A 19,170-nucleotide genomic window follows, 5' to 3' on the forward strand; every position below is an offset into this window, starting at 1 on the left:
ATTATGCGCTACAGTATCATGCTGCAATTGGTAACGCTGATCACCTTTATTCTGGTGTCAACAGCGGCCTTGTTTGCCTGGTTGCAAAACCGTCAAGTGTCAACCTCTGATTTAGAAGGTGGGGCGATCGAGCGATCCCGCCATTCCTCCATTTCTGTTTAATGATGCTCTACTAATCATGTCCCATACTCATCGTTCAGCTTCCATCAATCGCTGGTATCAACGGTTGATTGCGTTACTGGCGTTATTAAATCTGCTGCTCGTATTTTTTGATGTTAGCTACGTCTTCTGGCGCGACTTTTATCTAAAATATGCACCTGAGGTCGTTGAGCTATACGATCCGTTTAAAGCCATCCGACCCCATCCCGAAACGGTCTATTATCTCGATCGCGTTGATGCTCTGGAAGCAGAGGTGTTTCAAACCGGGTTAGAGTCGAGCCAGACAGACGTACTGCTGGCAGATTTGCGTACTCTCAGCCAACGGTTAGTAGACGAAAATCCGTTTGCGGCGGCCAACAAAAGCCGATCGCTCGCCAAAATTGAACGTGAAATTAGCGATCGCGTCAACACAATCTACAGCCGAGAAGGATTTAACACCTTCTGGAGTGCAGACTATTTAGGGGCAGCGGGCTGGCAGCAAGAACTAACCTTTTTCAATCAAGAACTGCGTCCGCTGATTGCGGCTAACTATTACCGCAACGTTGATGGGTTCGGCCATTTTATCAATCGCTTCTGGCGAATTGACCTGCCGTTCGTGCTGATTTTTGCCCTGGACATTTTAGGACGCACCTATGCCATTAGCCGTCGTCGTCCTGACCTCAACTGGCTCGAAGCTCTGCTGCGCCGCTGGTGGGATTGGTTCCTGGTAATTCCGGTTTGGCGCTGGCTGCGCCTAATTCCGGTGACCCTTCGCCTGTACAAATCTGAGTTGCTGGATCTCAGTCCGGTGCAGTCTCAGCTTAATCACGATGTTGCAGTCGGCTTTGCTCAGGAATTAACGGAGATGGTCGGTATTCAAATGATCGACCAGATGCAAACGTTCATTCAACGGGGCAGTTTGGCCGAATGGTTGTTTCATCCAGAGTCGCGTCGCCCTTATGTGCAGGTGAATAACACCAACGAAATGCAGGCGATCGCCACTCGGCTGCTGAATGTCAGCGTTTATGATGTGGTGCCTCAAATTCAACCCGACATCCAAGCCCTGATTCATCACAGTTTGAACCAGACGCTAAGCCAGTCTCCGGTCTATCAGCAGCTCAAACATCTGCCTGGAGTGGGTCAAATTCCGGCTCAACTAACTGAGCGGTTGGCCAGAGATTTGTCCCATGCGGCCTACGGCAGTGTAGTCAACGCTCTGGAAGATCCGGTTGGAGCCGAACTCACCACGCAACTAAGCGCCAACTTTCGGCAGGTATTAGAGGCAGAGCTGAAGAAATCCCACAACATTCAGCAAATTCAAGACTGGCTGGTTGATTTGCTAGAAGAAATCAAAATCAACTATGTTCGAACCATTGCTGAAGGCGGCATGGAGAAGGTGGTGGAAGAAGCTGAGCAGTTGCAACGACTGAGCATTAAACGCGATCGCTAACCCATTTCCAAGCTTTTACAGCCCTCTCTAAACCTATGGAGATAGACGTTCCAGTTGCCAGCGATCGCCCTCTACCCGGCTGTAGAGCAGGCGATCGTGCAGCCGACTAGGACGACCCTGCCAAAATTCGATCGCCTGTGGCACCACTCGAAACCCGCCCCAATGAGGAGGACGAGAAACATCTCCATCCTGATACTTGGTTTGTAGAGCCTGTAACCGCTCCTCTAATACCTGCCGACTGGGAATAGTTTGACTTTGATCGGAAACCCAAGCGCCTAATTGGCTCCCAATTGGACGACTATGGAAATAGGCATCCGATTCGTCACTGGACACCCGTTCAACCGTTCCTTCAATTCGCACCTGGCGTTCTAATTCCGCCCACCAAAACACCAATCCTGCCCGAGGATTTTGCGACAGTTCTTTCCCTTTGCGGCTGTTGTAATTGGTGTAAAATACAAACCCTCGTTGATCAAACCCCTTCAACAGCACCACTCTGGCAGAAGGCATTCCTGTCTCTGTGGCAGTCGCTAGCGTCATTGCATTGGGTTCGGGTAACTCAGCCGCGATGGCTTCATCAAACCACCGCTGAAACTGGCGAAATGGATCTGAATCAACGTCTGATTCACGAAGTTCACGTAAGGCATAATTGCGGCGAAGGTCAGCAATGGATAAGTTCATGAGTTTCTTAGTCAGTGCAACGGTTTGGTTTACCTTCTTTTTATCTTGATCGACCACCATAGAAAAAGTAAGTGAGTATGACGGTCATGACACAACTACTAGCAGGCGATATCGGTGGTACTAAAACAATTTTGCGCCTAGTAGAAGTCGATGCAGGCGCGATCACGTCAGCCGACAAAATGAAAACGCTGCACGAAGCCCGCTACCCCAGTCAAGAATTTCCCGATCTGGTACCAATGGTGACTCGGTTCCTAGCGGCAGCAGCAGAGACGGGAACTACACCAGCTCCACAAAAGGCTTGTTTTGCGATCGCTGGCCCCGTGGTCGATAACACCTCCGCCTTAACGAATTTGTCCTGGTCGCTGGATGCTAACCGTCTGGAGAGCGAGTTATCCATCGCCAGCGTCAGCCTGATCAATGACTTTGTTGCCGTTGGCTATGGCGTTTTAGGCTTAGATGCCAACGATTTACATGTGCTTCAAGCCGGAAAGCCCGACCCCGAAGCCCCGATCGCCGTCATTGGTGCTGGAACCGGGCTAGGCCAGGGCTTCCTGACGCGCAGCAAAGAGAGGTGTCAGGTCTTTCCATCCGAAGGCGGACATGCCGACTTTGCGCCTCGCTCCGAACTGGAGTTTCAGTTGCTCAAGTACTTGTTGGAAAAACACGATATTCGCCGCATTTCGGTGGAGCGGGTGGTATCAGGATTGGGGATCGTTTCAATTTACCAATTTTTGCGCGATCGCCACGTTGCCCCAGAAGCGCCCGACGTAGCTCAGGTGGTTCGCACCTGGGAAAGCGAGATTGGCAAAGGCGATAAATCGGTTGATCCGGCAGCCGCGATCGCCAAATCGGCGGCGGCAGGAAGCGATCGGCTGTCGGCACAAACCATGAACCTGTTTGCCGAAGCCTACGGAGCCGAAGCCGGAAATTTTGCCCTCAAACTACTGCCCTATGGCGGGCTGTTTTTGGCCGGGGGAATTGCCGCCAAAAACCTGCCGCTGCTAAGTTCTGGCGGTTTTTTGAAAGCATTTCATGAAAAAGGCAGAGTCAGCCCTGTTCTGGAGAAAGTTCCCGTTTACATTATTCTCAATCCCCAGGTGGGTTTGATTGGGGCTGCCATTCGAGCCGCGCAGCTATGATCTCACTATGCTTTCCCGCTATGCTTTCCCGTCGGCGATTTTAAGGTCTTGCTCCACTCCCACTTCTCATCAACAAACTGCGAGCAATCTGCTGCCATTCTTTCTCTAGAGCAATCTGACATTCAGGTTGACCGATGCGGCGATACCAGTAGCGAGCGTTACTCAAGTCCCCTTCTTTGCGATGGAGATAGGCGTGAACCCAGGAACTATCTCCATCGTTAGCATTTTGCACAATATCGTGTGCTTTCTCCCAGTTTCCCTTTTTGTCATACCACAGGGCCTGCAGCGCTCTTGGTAGAGGCGGTGGATCGTCTTTGTGTCCATCTAGCAACTGCATGAAATGATCCAACGTCATCACTTCCTCCTGCTGACTATCGAACAGTCGATTACGTTACAACCCATTCGTTTATTCAGTTCGCTATTGTGGATGCAGCGAGCTTGCAACAGCTCAATTGTCTGATCCTGATTACCCCATTTCTGTCGGCTTGGAAACCAATTTGATGACAGTTGGGGCAGTTATCTGGCGATCGGTTCGACTGATCTTCTAAACACTCTTACTACTAAGCACCCGCTAAGCACCCGCAGCAAAGCAGCGAGGCATCCCATAGCTATCTTCACCCAAATTTTACATCCTCAGCGAAAAAACAGGGGCACATCATGAAGACTTTATGAAAAAGCGGGCGGGCGGGCATGTTTTTGCGGGTACCCCTTAATATGGGAAGGCTATCTGTCTTACTTCAGCATCGCTCGCCATGAGCCAGACGGCTTTCATCGTGCTTTAATGCATCTTGATCGGCTAGAAGGCCAGAAACCTCGCTTCATCGTTTCTCGCATCAGTTGGTGTCGCTTTGTATGGGCTGTAGCGTCCCAGGTCGTGTTACGACGATAACGGCCTGCTGTGTTCAGATTGCGGTAGCGGCTTCAGCACCCGTCACAACATGCATACAGCATGACTAAGCGCCAGCTTCTAAGCTCGACGTTATCCCGGTTGCAGGGGTTGAATTTCGGTTTGATAGGCGCTGACGAGTTGATCTATGCCAGTAATGGCAGTTCCAACAACGATCGCATACGCTCCTGACTGCAATGCCTGTCGTGCCATCACAGGGGAGCTAATGCCTCCTTCGCCAATAACGGGGACGCGGAGACGTTCCACCATTGCTGCCAGCAGGTCAAACCCTGGAGGCGTGCAATGGCGTGTCTCGGCGGTGTAGCCGTAAAGGGTTGTGCCAACTAAATCGGCTCCGGCCTGTTCAGCGGCGATCGCCGCTTCTATGGTGTCAATATCTGCCATGACTGCTCGCCCCAGCTCTTGATGAATCCGCTGGATCAGGTCGGTCACAGATGTGCCGTCGGGACGGTGGCGCAGGGTGGCATCAATGGCAATGATATCTGCTCCAGCGGTGGCGATCGCCTGAGCCTGTTCAAACTGCGGGGTGATGTAAACATCAGAACCGTGAAACTGCTGCTTCCACAGGCCAATGATGGGAACCGAAACCCGCTGCCGCACCGCCTGAACATGGTCAGGGCTATCAATTCGGACGGCAACAGCTCCCCGCTTCACCGCTGCTTGGGCGATCGCACCAATCACCAGCGGATCGTGCAAAGGAGAGTCACTGGGAGCCTGACACGAAACGATTAGCCCGTGATGGAGTGCTTGGATGGTTGACGATAAACTCATGCCGCAATCCAGATAAACGATCAATGTAATTGAAGTGAATTCTAGACTCTCCCACAATCGGGTGAGGAAAGATTTAAAAATTGCTGCAAATCTGTAAATCCGGGTTGGATCAGAGTAGAAATAGCTAGAAATTTAATAATTTCTGGTCGTGTAGTGAGCATTATCCTCGTTGCGTGGGAGCACTACCAGAGAGGTTGCAGATATATTTTCTACTCACCAGCTATTCGCCATCTACTCGCATCTGCCTCGACATGTTTTAGAGATCACCGCTGTCGAAATCAAATCCAACTTACGGGTTAAGGGGTCAGGTTATGCCTCAAGTGTTGCAAATTACTGAAAACACCGTTCTCAAACGTCGTCCGCTGCAATCATCGGCGCTGTCTGCTGAAGAGGTTTACAAGGTTGACAAAGGAACCAGCTACGAGCTGCAATCCTATGCCTACGCGGATACCAATGGTGATGATTTCAATGACCATATTAAATTTGCCTTAAAGCAAGACAACATCCAGGGATTCAACACATGGTATGTGTACGAGCTGCATTCTCAAGTTGTGCAGGATGGAACGGTTGTGTATCCGCAAGAGGAACCGGAAGCCGCACAGATCGTGAAAGTAGTGCAAGATACCGTGTTTAAGCGTCGTCCATTACCCGCCTCGCAACTGGCTCCAGACGAAATCCAGTCTATTCCCGCAGGCCGTAACTTTGTGCTGCAATCCTATGCCTATGCGGACGAAAACGGCGGATTTAATAGCCACGTTAAGCTGGCATTGGGCAACACCAGTGACTATATTCGAGGCATATCTAGCTGGTATGTCTACGACCAGCACGCCAAAATTTTGTTAGACGGTGAGCTAGTGTATCCGCTACCGCAGCAGACGTTAAGTGTACCTCCACCGAGTGCAATCCCCAGCGGTCGTTTCATTATGCTGCCCGGTTACAGCAGTAAGTTCTTTTTAAACCAACCGATCATTCCAAACGGCAGCTTTACCTGGGGAGAAGCCACCCACGACGGCAGCCGCATTCCCAAAACCAAAAAGATTGCCGACAACATCATTGCGCTGGCAACTGCCCTCGAAAAACCGCGCAAACAACTCGGCAAACCGTTCAAAATTACCTCCTGGTATCGTCCAGCCGAAGTCAATAGCGGCACAAGAGGTGCGGCTTCCAATAGCCAACATCTCTACGGCAAAGCGATCGACTTCTACGTTCCAGGCTACACCCCTCGCCAAGTTGCGAAAGAACTGGCCTGGTGGAATGGCGGTCTGGGAACCTACCCCAGTTGGAACCACCTGGACATTGGTTCTAAACGGCGCTGGTAGCTTGCAGAAAGCGAGACGTTGAAACAAGCGGCTACCCCCTGCATCCCAACCGATGCGAAGCGATGTTTAACGGCTACACGTTAACCCAAGCGGAGGGGGTCTGGGGGAAGCGGGTCGTCCCCCAGTGGGGGTTTGGGGGCAAGCCCCCGAGGCTCGCATGTCTTCAAACCGACCTGCCCTCAGGCCATCCCCTTATCCGATTTCATTGCCGCTCACCTCACTCAACCCGTCCTATTCGCCAAACGAAACCCGTGCGAAAATAGGGCGGTTATGTCGTGTGGTGTTCTACAGTTTCATGCCCGAACAAAATCGACATCCTATGCCAGGGTGGTTAATCGCTCTAGTCATCCTGTGGGGACTAAGCGCGATCGCCGACTTGCTCTGGCTCACCCTCGATCGCGCCATTCCCTCCTGGGACCCAGCCGACCACCTGATTGGCTCCCTCAACTACTGGTGGTCACTGCAACACGCCCAGTGGTTATCTGGCGATTGGTGGCATAGCCTCTGGACATTGTCCTCCAAATATCCGCCGCTGCTGTATATTGCAACCGCTCCATTCATCAGCCTGTTGGGTCGAGACATTGAGCCAGCCATTCTCGTCAACCTGCTGTTTACCGCCCTGCTGCTAGGTTCCGTCTTTGGGTTAGGCACCCACTTATTTAGCCGCCGCGTTGGGCTATGGGCAGCCGGACTGTGCCTCCTGTTTCCCCGGTTCTACACCGTCCGCACCGAATACTTCATGGACTATCCGCTGACGGCCTTAGTCGCAGCCAGCTTCCTGTGTTTAACACTGTGGCGCGACGCACAACGGGCATGGCAACAGTGGCTATGGGCGATCGCCTTTGGTGTGTGGTTTGGGCTGGCGCTGTTGATGAAACAATCTGCCCTCTTCTTCTTGGCCATCCCGTTGTTGTGGGTGGCAGTGGGTACCCTGCAACAGCGGGCCTGGGGACGCTTCGCCCAGCTAGTGGTCGCTAGCATCATCACCCTACTGATGTTTATGCCGTGGCTGCAAACCAACTGGCTGTTTCAAATCAGCGCCGGGTTTAACTCTAACGTCAAATCGGCGATCGCCGAAGGTGATCCCCCCCTCAACACCATTGCTGCCTGGATCTTTTATGTAATCGACCTCCCCAACGCCGTATCCTGGCCGCTGTTCATCGTGCCTGTGCTAGGGCTGGGGTTCTATTGGCTCAAACTGCTGCCCCATGAGCGCGATCGACAGCACGACCAGACATCACTGCAATGGTTGGCTGTGTTCTTTGCGGGGTCATATCTTCTGTGGTCAGCCATCTTTAACAAAGATTTTCGCTACATCATGCCCTACCTGCCCGTTGTGGCTGTCGTGTTGGGGTATGGCTTAACCCGCTGGAGCCGTCGCTGGCGATCGATCCGTTGGGGGACTGTGTGTCTGGCAACCGTGCTCACGCTGCTAAACCTGTTTCCCGTTGGCGGCACACCCGGACGAGCGTTAGCGCAAGCCCTGAGTCCGGGATCGCGTCACTATCCAGACATGCACACTCAGTTTCCGATCCAGACGGTTGTTGATGAAATCATTCAGGCTCAGCCGTATCAGATCGTGAATCTGGGATTGCTGCATTCCACCGCACTGTTAAATCAACACAACGTTACCTACTACGGCAACCGTCGAGATTTTCGCGTCTATGCACGTCGCATCAGCAATAACGATCGGCATTTAGACCAGGATGTGCGATCGATGTCCTGGTTCTTGAGTAAAACTCAGGAGCGATCGCCCAGCGCCCAAGAACGACGACGGCAAAATGCTGTCTTGCAAACCCTGCGAGACAGCCCTGAGTTCAGACGATTCAAAAGCTGGGAACTGCCCGACGGTAGCCGCCTTAACCTATTTCACCGTCGCGTTCCTGCCGTTGAAGTGCAGCCATTGTCCAATATTGATGAAATCACACCATCGGGTAATGTTCAGCTCACACGTATCATTGTGCCCAGCCAGGTGCCTCCCGGTCAGCCTGTCCCTATTACCTACGAATGGATTGGGTCCTGGGAGCAACTGCACTCAGGATTGGTTCTGCTGAACTGGCGCAACCAGGCCACCCTACCCAGACCCCAATCGATGCAAAATGGTTGGATTCACGACCATGCCATTGGTTTGGGAACGCTTCATCCCCAACCGATCCAGGCCAACCAGTTTATTTCAGCCAGGGCAACAGTTGAACCCCACCGTCCGTTTAGGGTGACCGAACGAACGGCGATGCTGCCACCCAGCACATTGTCGTCCGGAACGTACATGTTAGAAGCCACCTACCTGAACCGCGAAACAGGGGAAACGTATCCCATTGATGTACCGTTAACCACCACGATCGCCATTAATACGAACGCGGTTCCCATTCCGGCTCCCGAACTAGATTGGGTTAGCCAACTGCGGTTGTTAGCCAAAACTTTGCCAGATGGGGTAGCTGCCCTTGATCCGGTGTTTGACCAACTGGGGCGCATCAACCTGTACGATCCAGTGCAAAACTATACCGTTCAGGCCGAGAAAACGCTCGCCTATCGCTTGCAGCAAGAGCCGCAAAACCTTGACTATGCCTATGGGTTAGCCCTGGCTAGAGTGTTGCAGCGACAAGTGCAACCTGCGATCGCAGCACTGAAGCAGATCGTTGATTTAGACAACGACAACCCCAACGCCCATGCCTACCTTGCCTTTGTTAATCTCTATGCGTTTCGTCCCGGTGAAGCAAAAACGGCGATCGAAGCGGCACTTGAACTGAACCCCGGCTCAGCCGAGTTTCAGGCGATCGACGGCATCGCCTCATTGCTACGAGGCAACGTCTGGCAAGCATGGCAACGGGGACAAACGGCTCTCAAGCTCAGTTCTAGATAACGATCAAAGCAGTCGTTTGTAGGTCGTTACACTAAGACCTGCGATCGACACCTCCAGCGCTTCCCACCCCTGAGCGATACCATCCAACTGTTGAAAAGCAGCTTCGCTCAACAGAATCTCGTCAGGGCGTGCTAGATCCTCCCCTAATTTCGATGCCAGATTCATTTCACTGCCGTAAAGATCGTGGTCTTCGACCATCAACACCTCACCGTAGCCGATGCCAATGCTGGCGTATAAATCTAAAGCATCGGGCAAGGTAGAATTAACAGCCTTCAGCCCCTTTAGTAAATCAACCGCCGCATCAACCGCCATTTCAACGGTTGGAAAAACAACAAACAGGTTATCGGCCTCTTGTTTGACCAGCGTACCGCGATGCGCCTCAATGACTGGAAGGGCGATCGCCACCAGCCGTCGAATCATCGCTAGAAACTGAATAATGCCATAGCGCACGGTGAGCCGCGAAAAACCAGACATATCCAGCACAAAAATGGCATGAACCTGGGTAAACGTGGCATAAATCTGAGCATCGATCGCCTCTGCTTTCTCAGGATGTTCGTTACGAGCGTGCAGCAGGCGATCGAGTTCAGCTCTGGTATTTTTCAGCGACATGGTTGACTACTGTTGGCTCAAGAGCGGGACACTAACTAGACCTTAAGTTTCCCGCTCATTACCAGAGCCTACCGCTGAGGCAATCGGCTTTTGCTAAACAAAGGATTGCAGCCGTTGAATGAGTTGCTGCGGTTGTAGAACTCCCTCAATCCGATCGACTGGCTCTCCCTGCTTAAATAACACCAGCGTTGGCAAGGCATAAACCTGATACTGAGATGCCAGTTGCGGGTAGTTTTCAGTATTAATTTTCACAACGCGGACGCGCTGCTTCATCTCACTATTCACCTGTTCCAAAATCTTTGCCATCATTTGGCAGGGACCGCACCAGGGAGCATAAAAATCGACCAGCACAGGTAGATCTGAACTGGAAACAAGGTCTTGAAAGCTACCGAACTGCTTTTTGGTTGCCATACACGCTAGGTGAGATTAGTCAACTCAATCCTAATCTAACTGACTCACCATCTGCGAGGTTCCCCAAATGCCTTAATATAATTGAGCAAAATTTTGTGCGAGGTCACGTTCATGACAGCATCTCCAGCCCCTGCCCAGCGGTTGCAAAACCAGGTTGCGCTTGTCACTGGTGCCTCACGCGGCATCGGGCGATCGACGGCTCTAGCGCTGGCGGCTGAAGGCGCTAATGTGGTGGTCAACTATGCCAGTTCGAGTCAGGCTGCTGATGCAGTGGTGGCGGAAATAACCGAAATGGGTTGCGAGGCGATCGCCCTGCAAGCTGATGTTTCTCAGGCCGATCAGGTGGATGCGCTCATCAGTGCCGTGATGGAGAAATGGGGACGAGTGGATGTTCTGGTCAACAATGCCGGAATCACTCGCGACACACTGCTGCTGCGAATGAAGCCCGAAGAATGGCAGGCTGTGATTAACCTTAACCTCACGGGCGTATTCCTCTGCACCAAGGCGGTCAGCAAAATTATGCTGAAGCAAAAATCTGGACGAATTGTTAACATTACCTCCGTCGCTGGACAAATGGGCAATCCCGGTCAGGCTAACTACAGTGCGGCAAAGGCAGGGGTAATTGGTTTCACTAAAACGGTCGCCAAAGAGCTAGCCAGTCGCGGTATTACTGTCAACGCAGTGGCTCCGGGGTTCATTGCGACCGACATGACCCATGACCTGAAAAGCGATGAGATTCTTAAGTTCATCCCTCTAGGTCGCTATGGTCAACCCGACGAAGTAGCCGGACTGATTCGCTTCCTGGCTGCCGATCCGGCTGCCGCTTACATCACCGGGCAAGTCATGAACGTGGATGGCGGTATGGTAATGGCCTGAGCCGCGTTATTTCATTCTTTGTGGGTCAAGTTCGGGTATCCCTCCACCGAGTTTTAGCAGTCTCTACCGCAGAGTGCTAAATTGCTAGGTGGAGAACTTCAGAGACTCGCAATAATGGCAAAGCTGGTTGTATTCGATGAGGAATCGCGGCAAGCGTTGGAACGTGGAGTCAACGCACTTGCAGACGCTGTACGGATTACCCTGGGGCCAAAAGGTCGCAATGTGGTGCTGGAGTCAAAGTATGGTGCTCCTCAGATTGTGAATGATGGCGTGACGATCGCCAAAGAAATTGAGCTAGAAGATCCGTTTGAAAACACGGGTGCAAAGCTGATTCAAGAGGTTGCCTCTAAAACAAAAGACATTGCTGGAGACGGCACGACCACTGCCACCGTTCTGGCTCAGGCCATCATCCGAGAAGGCATGAAGAACGTTGCGGCTGGCACCAACCCCGTGGCGCTGCGCCGTGGCATTGAGAAGACGATCGCCAAACTGGTTCATGAGATCAGCGCGATCGCTCGACCTGTTGAGGGAAATGCCATTACCCAGGTGGCTACTGTGGCCGCAGGCAGTGACCCCGAAGTGGGCGCGTTGATTGCCGAAGCCGTAGACAAGGTGGGCAAAGATGGTGTGATCACCGTTGAAGAATCAAAGTCGCTTACGACCGAACTGGAACTGGTCGAAGGTATGCAGTTCGATCGCGGCTATATTTCTCCTTACTTTGTGACCGACACGGAGCGCATGATCTGTGAGTTGGAAAATCCCTACATCCTCCTCACCGACAAAAAGATCAACAATATTCAAGATTTGGTTTCCATCCTGGAGCGAGTGGCGCGGGCGGGGCAACCGTTACTGATTATTTCTGAAGACATTGAGGGTGAGGCACTGGCAACGCTGGTCGTTAACCGTCTGCGCGGTGTACTCAACATTGCTGCGGTCAAAGCGCCCGCGTTTGGTGAGCGTCGTAAAGCGGTGCTACAAGACATTGCCGTGTTGACGGGTGGGCAAATGATCTCGGAAGAGATCGGCTTAAGCCTGGATACGGCCACTACAGAAATGCTGGGAACGGCGCGTAAAGTCACCATTACTAAAGACACGACCACGATCGTGGCGGAAGCGCCCAACAAGGGCGATCTGGAAAAGCGCATTGCCCAAATTCGTCGAGATCTGGCAGAAACCGATTCTGACTACGACAGCGAAAAGCTACAGGAACGGTTGGCAAAACTGACCGGGGGCGTTGCTGTGATCAAAGTTGGCGCGGCCACTGAAACAGAATTAAAAGACCGCAAGCTGCGAATTGAGGATGCGCTGAACGCAACCAAAGCCGCTGTTGAAGAAGGGATTGTTCCCGGTGGTGGTACTACGCTGATTCACCTGGGCGAGCAACTGAAGGACTTCCGGCAAGGGTTGAGCGCCGAGGAGCAAATCGGTGCCAATATTGTAGTCAAAGCGCTAGAAGCACCGCTTCGCCAAATTGCCGACAATGCTGGAGTAGAAGGCTCTGTCATCGTCGAGAAAGTGCGCGATCTAGACTTCAACATGGGTTACAACGCCCTCACCGATACCTTTGAGGACATGATTGAATCAGGCATCATTGATCCGGCTAAGGTGGTACGCTCTGCGCTACAAGATGCAGGCTCGATCGCTGGCATGGTGCTAACCACCGAAGTGCTGGTGGTTGAGAAGCCCGAGAAGAAACCCGCTGGCGGTGCCCCTGGCATGGATGGCATGGGCGGCATGGGCGGCATGGGCGGCATGGGCGGTATGGGCGGTATGGGTATGGGCGGCATGGGCGGCATGGGCGGCATGGGCATGATGTAAGCCTTACCCTTCAGCCAAGTTTCACCTTAAGTGGTGATGCTTCAAATTAAATAATGTTGATACGTCAGTTCAAGAATCAATGAACTGACGTATTTTTTTGGGCGATCGCCCCCTAACCTGAACGTAACCACCCCTGATTAGCTGCTTCATCCCGCCAATTTTGTGGAAAATCCTCGAAATTTGCCAATTTTTGTTAACTTAACCCTGTTAATCTATCGTTCGGCATATATATCCCTCATTCCATATTGGTATCTAGATCTTATTAGATAGCTCTGCGGACAACTTTTTGCCGCAACGTGTAAGTTTTAACAACCTAAAAAACATGAAATCTCCTTTGCGGTTCTTACTACAATTGCCGCCCATTTCAGCTTGTGTGTTGCTGGGTGTCGTTTCATCTACAGCGATCGCTGCACCCCTCCCCGATGCGGCTGAAATGACCGAAGTTGAACCCGGTGTCGCGGTTCGTTTTGACCGATCGTTTAACCGACCTGATGTGACTGAACTGGGCATTACTGAAGATACTAATACTCTAGAATCCAACTTTACAGCCACCATAACGAGTGAGACTAACCCACTCATCACAGAGCAATCATTCACTGACTCCATTGCTCTCAATCCTGCAATTCCTGATGCGGTTGTACCAGATAGTACAACGCCAAATTTAACTGATGCTGATTTAGCCAGTGCTGATTTAGTTAGTACAGACAGGGGCACGGCTGAACCGATTGAAGCAAGCACCAATGAGGTAGAAGAGGTATTGCTATCCGATGCCATGTTCACTGTGCCTGCCGCCAATCCGGTGAGCGATCGCAATTCAATGAGTCAACTCACGTCTGTAACGCAGCTCTCGGATGTACAGCCAACTGACTGGGCATACCAGGCGTTGCAGTCTTTGGTGGAACGATATGGTGTCATTGCTGGATATCCCGACGGCACCTATCGCGGCAACCGGGCATTGACCCGTTATGAATTTGCTGCCGGACTCAATGCGGCTCTCGATCGCATCAATGAATTGATCGCCGCTGGCCTGGCAGAAACCGTGCAGCGAGAAGACCTGGCCACCCTGCAACGCCTGCAACAAGAGTTTGGTGCAGAGTTAGCCACCCTGCGGGGACGCACCGATGCGTTGGAACTGCGGACGGCACAACTGGAAGCAAACCAGTTTTCTACAACAACCGTGCTATTTGGTGAAAACCTGTTGGGCTTATCGAGCGTCGTTGCTGGGGATGATGTAAATGGCAATGAAGTCGATCGCGTTCCTACCTTTGGCTATCGGGTTCGCCTGAATTTGGAAACCAGTTTTACGGGAGAAGACGCACTCACCACCCGTCTCCAGGCCAGCAACATCACTCCACTGAGTGAGGTAACTGGCACCAATGAAGGACGGCTTGAATATGACGGAGATAGCAACGATGTTGTCAGCCTGGGACTATTGCGCTATCGTTTCCCGCTCGGCCCCAATACTAATGTGTATTTAGCGGGAAGGGGCAACGGATTTGTTGATTTGGATGCCTCACAACAGCTCACACCCTACTACGATGGTTCTGCCGTTTCGCTGTTTGCCTTACGGAACCCCATTTACAATTACTCGTTTGGCACCGGGCTGGGCATTCGACACCTCTTTGGCGATGCGCTGGAATTAAACCTGGGCTATCTCGTTCCTGACACGGGCGATCCGGCTCCTGGCGGTGGCTTATTTAACGGCAAATATGGGGCACTGGCGCAGCTAATTGTCTATCCTACGGACAGCATCCGGGTTGGTTTCTCGTACATCAATACCTATAGCCCCGGCGATGATGATGGGTTCGGAGTGGCAACCGGGAGCAATTTGGCTAACGATAACTTCGATCGCCCCGTTACCACGAACGCCTACGGTATCACCAGCACCATCGATATCACTCCAGGAATAGCCTTCACTGGCTGGGTGGGGTATGCTAACCAACGCTATATTGGTCGTGGGGATGGAACGGTGTGGAACTGGGCTGCCGGATTGGCGTTTCCTGATTTAGGAAATGAAGGCAGTATTGGCGGAATTCTGGTCGGCATGGAGCCTCGGCTGACCGAGATTGATGCCACCGTTAACGGCGGCGAAGTGGATGATGATGTCTCGCTCCATGTAGAAGCCTTCTACCGCTATCGCCTGTCAGACAACATTGACATTACACCAGGCGTTATCTGGCTCACCGCTCCCAATCATCAGGCCGATAATGATGACCTTGTGGTGGGTGTTGTTCGAACCGTCTTCCGATTTTAAAGAGCAGTTTGAACGCCACTAAAAACCCGGTCGTTACCGTCGCTCACCTGGAGGGAACCTTAATCTCGGTTTCCCTTTTGGTGGGCGATACCGTTTCAAAGGTAGTGAGGTTGGGGTGAAACCAGACCCGTTTGTCGTCAGCAATAGAGCCTTTGACGTTACCTTTGAGTATTACGATTGCTTACAATCGGCTTAACCCTGGCAATCTTAACCCCGGCAATCTTAACTCATGGCCACAAAACTCAACCACCTTCTGCCGAAATTTGGTCAATCTGTCAAAGCTATTCCTCGTCAGCTCAAAAATGCCGTTTTGCCTAAACAAGATGATGAGGATTCTTCGTTTGACTACTTCTATGACGAACCGGGCAGCGCTCCGGGAACGCTGAGCATCGAAGACGACGCGCCAATTCCAACCATTATCTTAATCGACTACAACGAAGCGAACGCCACCCGTATCCGGGTTCCTACTCCGGAAGAATGCGCCCCCTATTTAGATACCGAGTCGGTGTCCTGGGTCGATGTGCAGGGGTTGGGCAGTGAGGATATTCTGCAACGATTGGGCAATGTGTTCAGCTTGCATCCATTGGTGCTGGAGGATGTGGTGAATGTGCCCCAACGTCCGAAGGTTGAAGCCTACGACGATCAACTGCTGATTATTACTCGGATGGTGACCCCCAAAGAGAATGGTCGTGGCTTTCTCAACGAGCAGGTTAGTTTTATTCTGGGTGAGCATTATTTGCTGACCGTTCAGGAGGAACCAGAGTTCGACACGTTTAACCCGGTGCGCGATCGCATCCGTGCCTGTAAAGGCAGCATTCGTCGCCACGGGGCAGACTATTTGGCCTATGCGCTGCTGGATACCATTATTGATGGCTTTTTTCCGGTTTTAGAAATTTATGGCGAGCAGATCGAAGAATTAGAAGATGAAGTGGTAACCAACCCAACCCATGAAACGCTAGAGAAAATCTACGCGATGCGGCGCGAGTTGCTGTCTCTTCGTCGAGCCATCTGGCCGCAGCGAGATGCGATCAACTCCCTGATTCGAGATGGCAGCAATTTAATTAGTGCCGAGGTCAGCATTTATCTGCGCGATTGTTACGACCATCTGGTTCAGGTGCTGGACATGGTCGAAACCTACCGAGAGCTAGCCTCCAGTTTGATGGATGTATACCTCTCATCTGTTAACAACAAAATGAACGAAATTATGAAATTGCTGACGGTCGTATCCAGCATTTTCATTCCGCTGACCTTTGTGGCGGGTGTCTATGGCATGAACTTTGACCCGGATGTTTCGCCGTACAATATGCCCGAACTGCACTGGTACTGGGGTTATCCCATCGCAATGGCCGCAATGGGGGGAATTGCGATCGCCCTCATTATCTTCTTCTGGAAACGCGGCTGGTTCGAGAATTTTTCCACCATCAAACGAGACGATCCTTGAATACAATTGAGCAAACACGATCGAGCAACGGCAACCCAGATGGAGCCGCAACCGATCGCAGGATGGTTTCGTAGCGATCGGCACACTATCGCGGTTCAAGGTTGGGCAAGATAGCAAAATTCCGGCAATCGATTCCTTACTTTTAAAATTGGTTCACAAGCGGCTATCTACTGGTGATAGGATTTCTACGACTAGCCCATAACCCTCTGAAACTGTATGGATCTCAAGGCTCTTATTCGTGACATCCCCGACTTTCCAAAGCCCGGTATCACCTTCCGCGACATTACTACCCTGCTCCGTGATCCAGAGGGGTTGCGCTACACGATCGATACGCTAGCCGAGAAGTGCGCTCATTTTAATATCGATTACGTGGTTGGTATGGAGTCAAGAGGCTTTATTTTTGGCACACCCCTGGCGTATAAGCTGGGGGTTGGCTTTATTCCAGTCCGAAAGCCAGGGAAATTACCGGGCGCAGTCCATTCGGTTGAATATGAACTGGAATACGGCATGGATCGGCTGGAAGTTCACCAAGACGCATTCCACTCCTCCTGCCGGGTTTTAATTGTGGATGACTTAATTGCCACAGGCGGCACTGCCGCCGCAACGGCTCAACTGGTTCAGCGCAGCGGCTGCGAACTCGTTGGTTTTGGTTTTATCATCGAACTAACAGGTTTAGGAGGCCGCCAAAAGTTGCCTTCGGATGCGCCTGTTATTACGCTGATTGAGTATTAAGGTTGAGTACTAAGGGACAGACGGTTGGGCAGACGATCAGCACTCCCCTAGCCTCATATGCCCTTATCTCTATCCCGACCCTATTTTGTGAGCCATGACTTCCACTCGAGTCTCTCCTATTCGGCAACGGTTTCAGTCGTTTCTCGATCGCGTCGGCGACATCATTCGGGGCGAAACGTTTGTTTACATCGTTAAGCGGTTGCTGCAAGCGCTGCTAACGCTGTTTCTGGCGTCGGCGTTGAGCTTCTTCATTATTCAACTGGCTCCCGGCAACTTTCTAGACACGATTCGGCAAAATCCGCAAATTTCGGAAGAGACGATTAACCAGCTAGAACAGCAGTTTGGCTTGGATAAACCCGCGATCGAGCAATACTTTCTCTGGTTGCAGCAAATCGTCACCCAGGGCGATTTTGGCATCAGCTTCGCCTATCAGCGATCGGTTACATCGCTGTTGCTAGAACGGATCCCGGCAACATTGCTGCTATCGCTGTCGTCGCTGCTGGTCACCTGGGCGATCGCCGTTCCGCTGGGCATCATTGGCGCGGTTCATCAAAACAAAGTGGTCGATCGGGTTCTGCGCGTCCTCAGCTACATCGGTCAGGGATTCCCCACCCTGATTACCGGACTGCTGCTGCTTTACTTAGCCCAACTGCTATCGCCCATCTTTCCGGTGGGCGGCATGACCAGTATTGATCATGCTGACCTGACTCCCCTCGGCAAAGTGGTGGATATTGCCTGGCACATGATCTTGCCAACGATCGCCCTCAGTATCACCAGCTTTGCCGGATTGCAGCGCATCACTCGCGGTGAACTGCTCGACGTGCTGCGCCAAGACTACATCCAGACCGCACGGGCAAAGGGGTTGCCAGAAAATCGCGTTATCTACATTCACGCCCTTCGCAACGCGGTTAACCCCCTCGTCACCCTGTTGGGGTTTGAGTTTGCCGGATTGCTCGGTGGAGCCTTCATCACCGAAAACTTTTTCAACTGGCCAGGTTTGGGTCGTTTGATTTTACAGGCTGTTACGGCTCAAGACCTTTATCTGGTTATGGCTAGTTTGATGATGGGTGCCGTTATGCTGATCATCGGCAACCTCCTCGCCGATCTGATGCTCACCGTCGTCGATCCGCGGATCAACCTCTCTGAAATGAACTAGACCTCTGCCCCTGGGTCTACCGTACATCCGGGCGAACATTCAACCTGTCCCCCACTTCTCAATCTGTCCTTCTTACATCAACCCCGTCCCTCTTTCAGATAAGATGGAGGAATGCCAAAACTCTGACCGTCCCTCTGGCGCACCTCAGCCGTTACTGATTGAGGCTTGCCAAGCCAGGTAGGGATGGAAATGGGATTGGTTGTTTAACATTAGCTGCCGCGTCCACGAAAGGATAGTTTATGAGCCAAGAGGAAATTTTCGAGAAAGTCCAAAAGATCGTTGCCGATCAGCTTAGCGTTGATCCAAACGAAGTAAAGCCAGAAGCAAGTTTTGCCAACGATCTGGGGGCTGATTCCCTTGACACGGTCGAATTAGTGATGGCACTAGAAGAAGAATTTGATATTGAAATTCCAGATGAAGCGGCAGAGAACATTGCTACTGTTCAGTCTGCCGTGGACTATATCAATAGCAAAGTTGCTGCCTAAGCGTTAACGATTGAGCCTCAACGATTGGGGATAAAGGGACAAGCGTAGTAACATTGCTCTGATTTCCCCAGTTCTGTTTTACTCATTTACCTGTTTTGTGTTCTGGGTATTTGATCCCTTGAGACT

The 19,170-nt window shown here is 51.8% G+C and carries 17 protein-coding genes; 12 read left to right on the forward strand and 5 right to left on the reverse strand.

Annotation, left to right across the window (positions count from 1 at the left end; translation table 11 throughout):
• Nucleotides 1–3 precede the first annotated feature (3 nt).
• Both IQ268_RS11300 and IQ268_RS11305 read left to right on the forward strand, forming a co-directional pair.
• Complete coding sequence (locus tag IQ268_RS11300; protein ID WP_193878558.1) at nucleotides 4–162, forward strand: hypothetical protein; 159 nt, start codon at nucleotides 4–6, stop codon at nucleotides 160–162.
• Nucleotides 163–178: 16 nt separating this feature from the next.
• The gene (locus IQ268_RS11305; RefSeq protein WP_193878560.1) at nucleotides 179–1,588 is read left to right on the forward strand and encodes a hypothetical protein; all 1,410 of its coding nucleotides are present in this window, start codon (nucleotides 179–181) and stop codon (nucleotides 1,586–1,588) included.
• 33 nt (nucleotides 1,589–1,621) lie between these two features.
• Here the strand turns inward: IQ268_RS11305 and pdxH are convergent, their stop codons facing one another.
• A complete protein-coding gene (pdxH, locus tag IQ268_RS11310; protein WP_193878562.1) occupies nucleotides 1,622–2,266 on the reverse strand; it encodes a pyridoxamine 5'-phosphate oxidase in 645 nt (214 codons plus the stop codon).
• Between the two features lie 86 nt (nucleotides 2,267–2,352).
• Here pdxH and IQ268_RS11315 point away from each other — a divergent pair, with 86 nt between their 5' ends.
• Nucleotides 2,353–3,405, forward strand: coding sequence for a glucokinase (locus IQ268_RS11315; RefSeq protein ID WP_193878564.1), 1,053 nt, complete (start codon nucleotides 2,353–2,355; stop codon nucleotides 3,403–3,405).
• A gap of 40 nt (nucleotides 3,406–3,445) precedes the next feature.
• Here IQ268_RS11315 and IQ268_RS11320 read toward each other — a convergent pair whose 3' ends face one another.
• Together IQ268_RS11320 and IQ268_RS11325 are read right to left on the reverse strand one after the other, a co-directional pair.
• Nucleotides 3,446–3,760: a hypothetical protein gene (locus tag IQ268_RS11320; protein ID WP_193878566.1), complete on the reverse strand. Its 315-nt coding sequence runs from the start codon at nucleotides 3,758–3,760 to the stop codon at nucleotides 3,446–3,448.
• Between the two features lie 624 nt (nucleotides 3,761–4,384).
• Nucleotides 4,385–5,083: an N-acetylmannosamine-6-phosphate 2-epimerase gene (locus IQ268_RS11325; protein WP_193878568.1), complete on the reverse strand. Its 699-nt coding sequence runs from the start codon at nucleotides 5,081–5,083 to the stop codon at nucleotides 4,385–4,387.
• Nucleotides 5,084–5,394: 311 nt separating this feature from the next.
• On the opposite strand from IQ268_RS11325, the gene IQ268_RS11330 reads away from it, so the two are divergent.
• Both IQ268_RS11330 and IQ268_RS11335 read left to right on the forward strand, forming a co-directional pair.
• Entirely contained in the window at nucleotides 5,395–6,402 is a 1,008-nt protein-coding gene (locus IQ268_RS11330; RefSeq protein ID WP_193878570.1) for a D-Ala-D-Ala carboxypeptidase family metallohydrolase, read from the forward strand.
• Nucleotides 6,403–6,559: 157 nt separating this feature from the next.
• Nucleotides 6,560–9,262, forward strand: a complete 2,703-nt coding sequence (locus IQ268_RS11335) for a glycosyltransferase family 39 protein (RefSeq protein ID WP_228035266.1) — start codon at nucleotides 6,560–6,562, stop codon at nucleotides 9,260–9,262.
• A gap of 3 nt (nucleotides 9,263–9,265) precedes the next feature.
• Here the strand turns inward: IQ268_RS11335 and IQ268_RS11340 are convergent, their stop codons facing one another.
• Both IQ268_RS11340 and trxA read right to left on the reverse strand, forming a co-directional pair.
• The gene (locus tag IQ268_RS11340; RefSeq protein ID WP_193878572.1) at nucleotides 9,266–9,871 is read right to left on the reverse strand and encodes an adenylate/guanylate cyclase domain-containing protein; all 606 of its coding nucleotides are present in this window, start codon (nucleotides 9,869–9,871) and stop codon (nucleotides 9,266–9,268) included.
• Between the two features lie 93 nt (nucleotides 9,872–9,964).
• A complete protein-coding gene (trxA, locus tag IQ268_RS11345; RefSeq protein ID WP_193878574.1) occupies nucleotides 9,965–10,282 on the reverse strand; it encodes a thioredoxin in 318 nt (105 codons plus the stop codon).
• Nucleotides 10,283–10,393: 111 nt separating this feature from the next.
• Between trxA and fabG the strand changes: the two genes are divergently transcribed.
• The 7 genes from fabG (at nucleotide 10,394) to acpP (ending at nucleotide 19,044) form a co-directional block, all read left to right on the forward strand.
• The gene (fabG, locus tag IQ268_RS11350) at nucleotides 10,394–11,158 is read left to right on the forward strand and encodes a 3-oxoacyl-[acyl-carrier-protein] reductase (protein WP_193878576.1); all 765 of its coding nucleotides are present in this window, start codon (nucleotides 10,394–10,396) and stop codon (nucleotides 11,156–11,158) included.
• A gap of 114 nt (nucleotides 11,159–11,272) precedes the next feature.
• A complete protein-coding gene (groL, locus tag IQ268_RS11355; RefSeq protein ID WP_193878578.1) occupies nucleotides 11,273–12,976 on the forward strand; it encodes a chaperonin GroEL in 1,704 nt (567 codons plus the stop codon).
• 322 nt (nucleotides 12,977–13,298) lie between these two features.
• Complete coding sequence (locus tag IQ268_RS11360; protein WP_228035267.1) at nucleotides 13,299–15,230, forward strand: iron uptake porin; 1,932 nt, start codon at nucleotides 13,299–13,301, stop codon at nucleotides 15,228–15,230.
• Nucleotides 15,231–15,459: 229 nt separating this feature from the next.
• A complete protein-coding gene (gene corA / locus IQ268_RS11365; protein ID WP_193878580.1) occupies nucleotides 15,460–16,671 on the forward strand; it encodes a magnesium/cobalt transporter CorA in 1,212 nt (403 codons plus the stop codon).
• Between the two features lie 216 nt (nucleotides 16,672–16,887).
• Nucleotides 16,888–17,403: an adenine phosphoribosyltransferase gene (locus IQ268_RS11370; RefSeq protein WP_193878582.1), complete on the forward strand. Its 516-nt coding sequence runs from the start codon at nucleotides 16,888–16,890 to the stop codon at nucleotides 17,401–17,403.
• A 94-nt stretch (nucleotides 17,404–17,497) separates the two neighbouring features.
• A complete protein-coding gene (locus IQ268_RS11375) occupies nucleotides 17,498–18,559 on the forward strand; it encodes an ABC transporter permease (RefSeq protein WP_193878584.1) in 1,062 nt (353 codons plus the stop codon).
• Between the two features lie 239 nt (nucleotides 18,560–18,798).
• Complete coding sequence (acpP, locus tag IQ268_RS11380; protein WP_193878586.1) at nucleotides 18,799–19,044, forward strand: acyl carrier protein; 246 nt, start codon at nucleotides 18,799–18,801, stop codon at nucleotides 19,042–19,044.
• Nucleotides 19,045–19,170 lie beyond the last annotated feature (126 nt).

The organism is Oculatella sp. LEGE 06141, assembly GCF_015207605.1.
Classification (GTDB): Bacteria; Cyanobacteriota; Cyanobacteriia; order Elainellales; family Elainellaceae; genus Oculatella.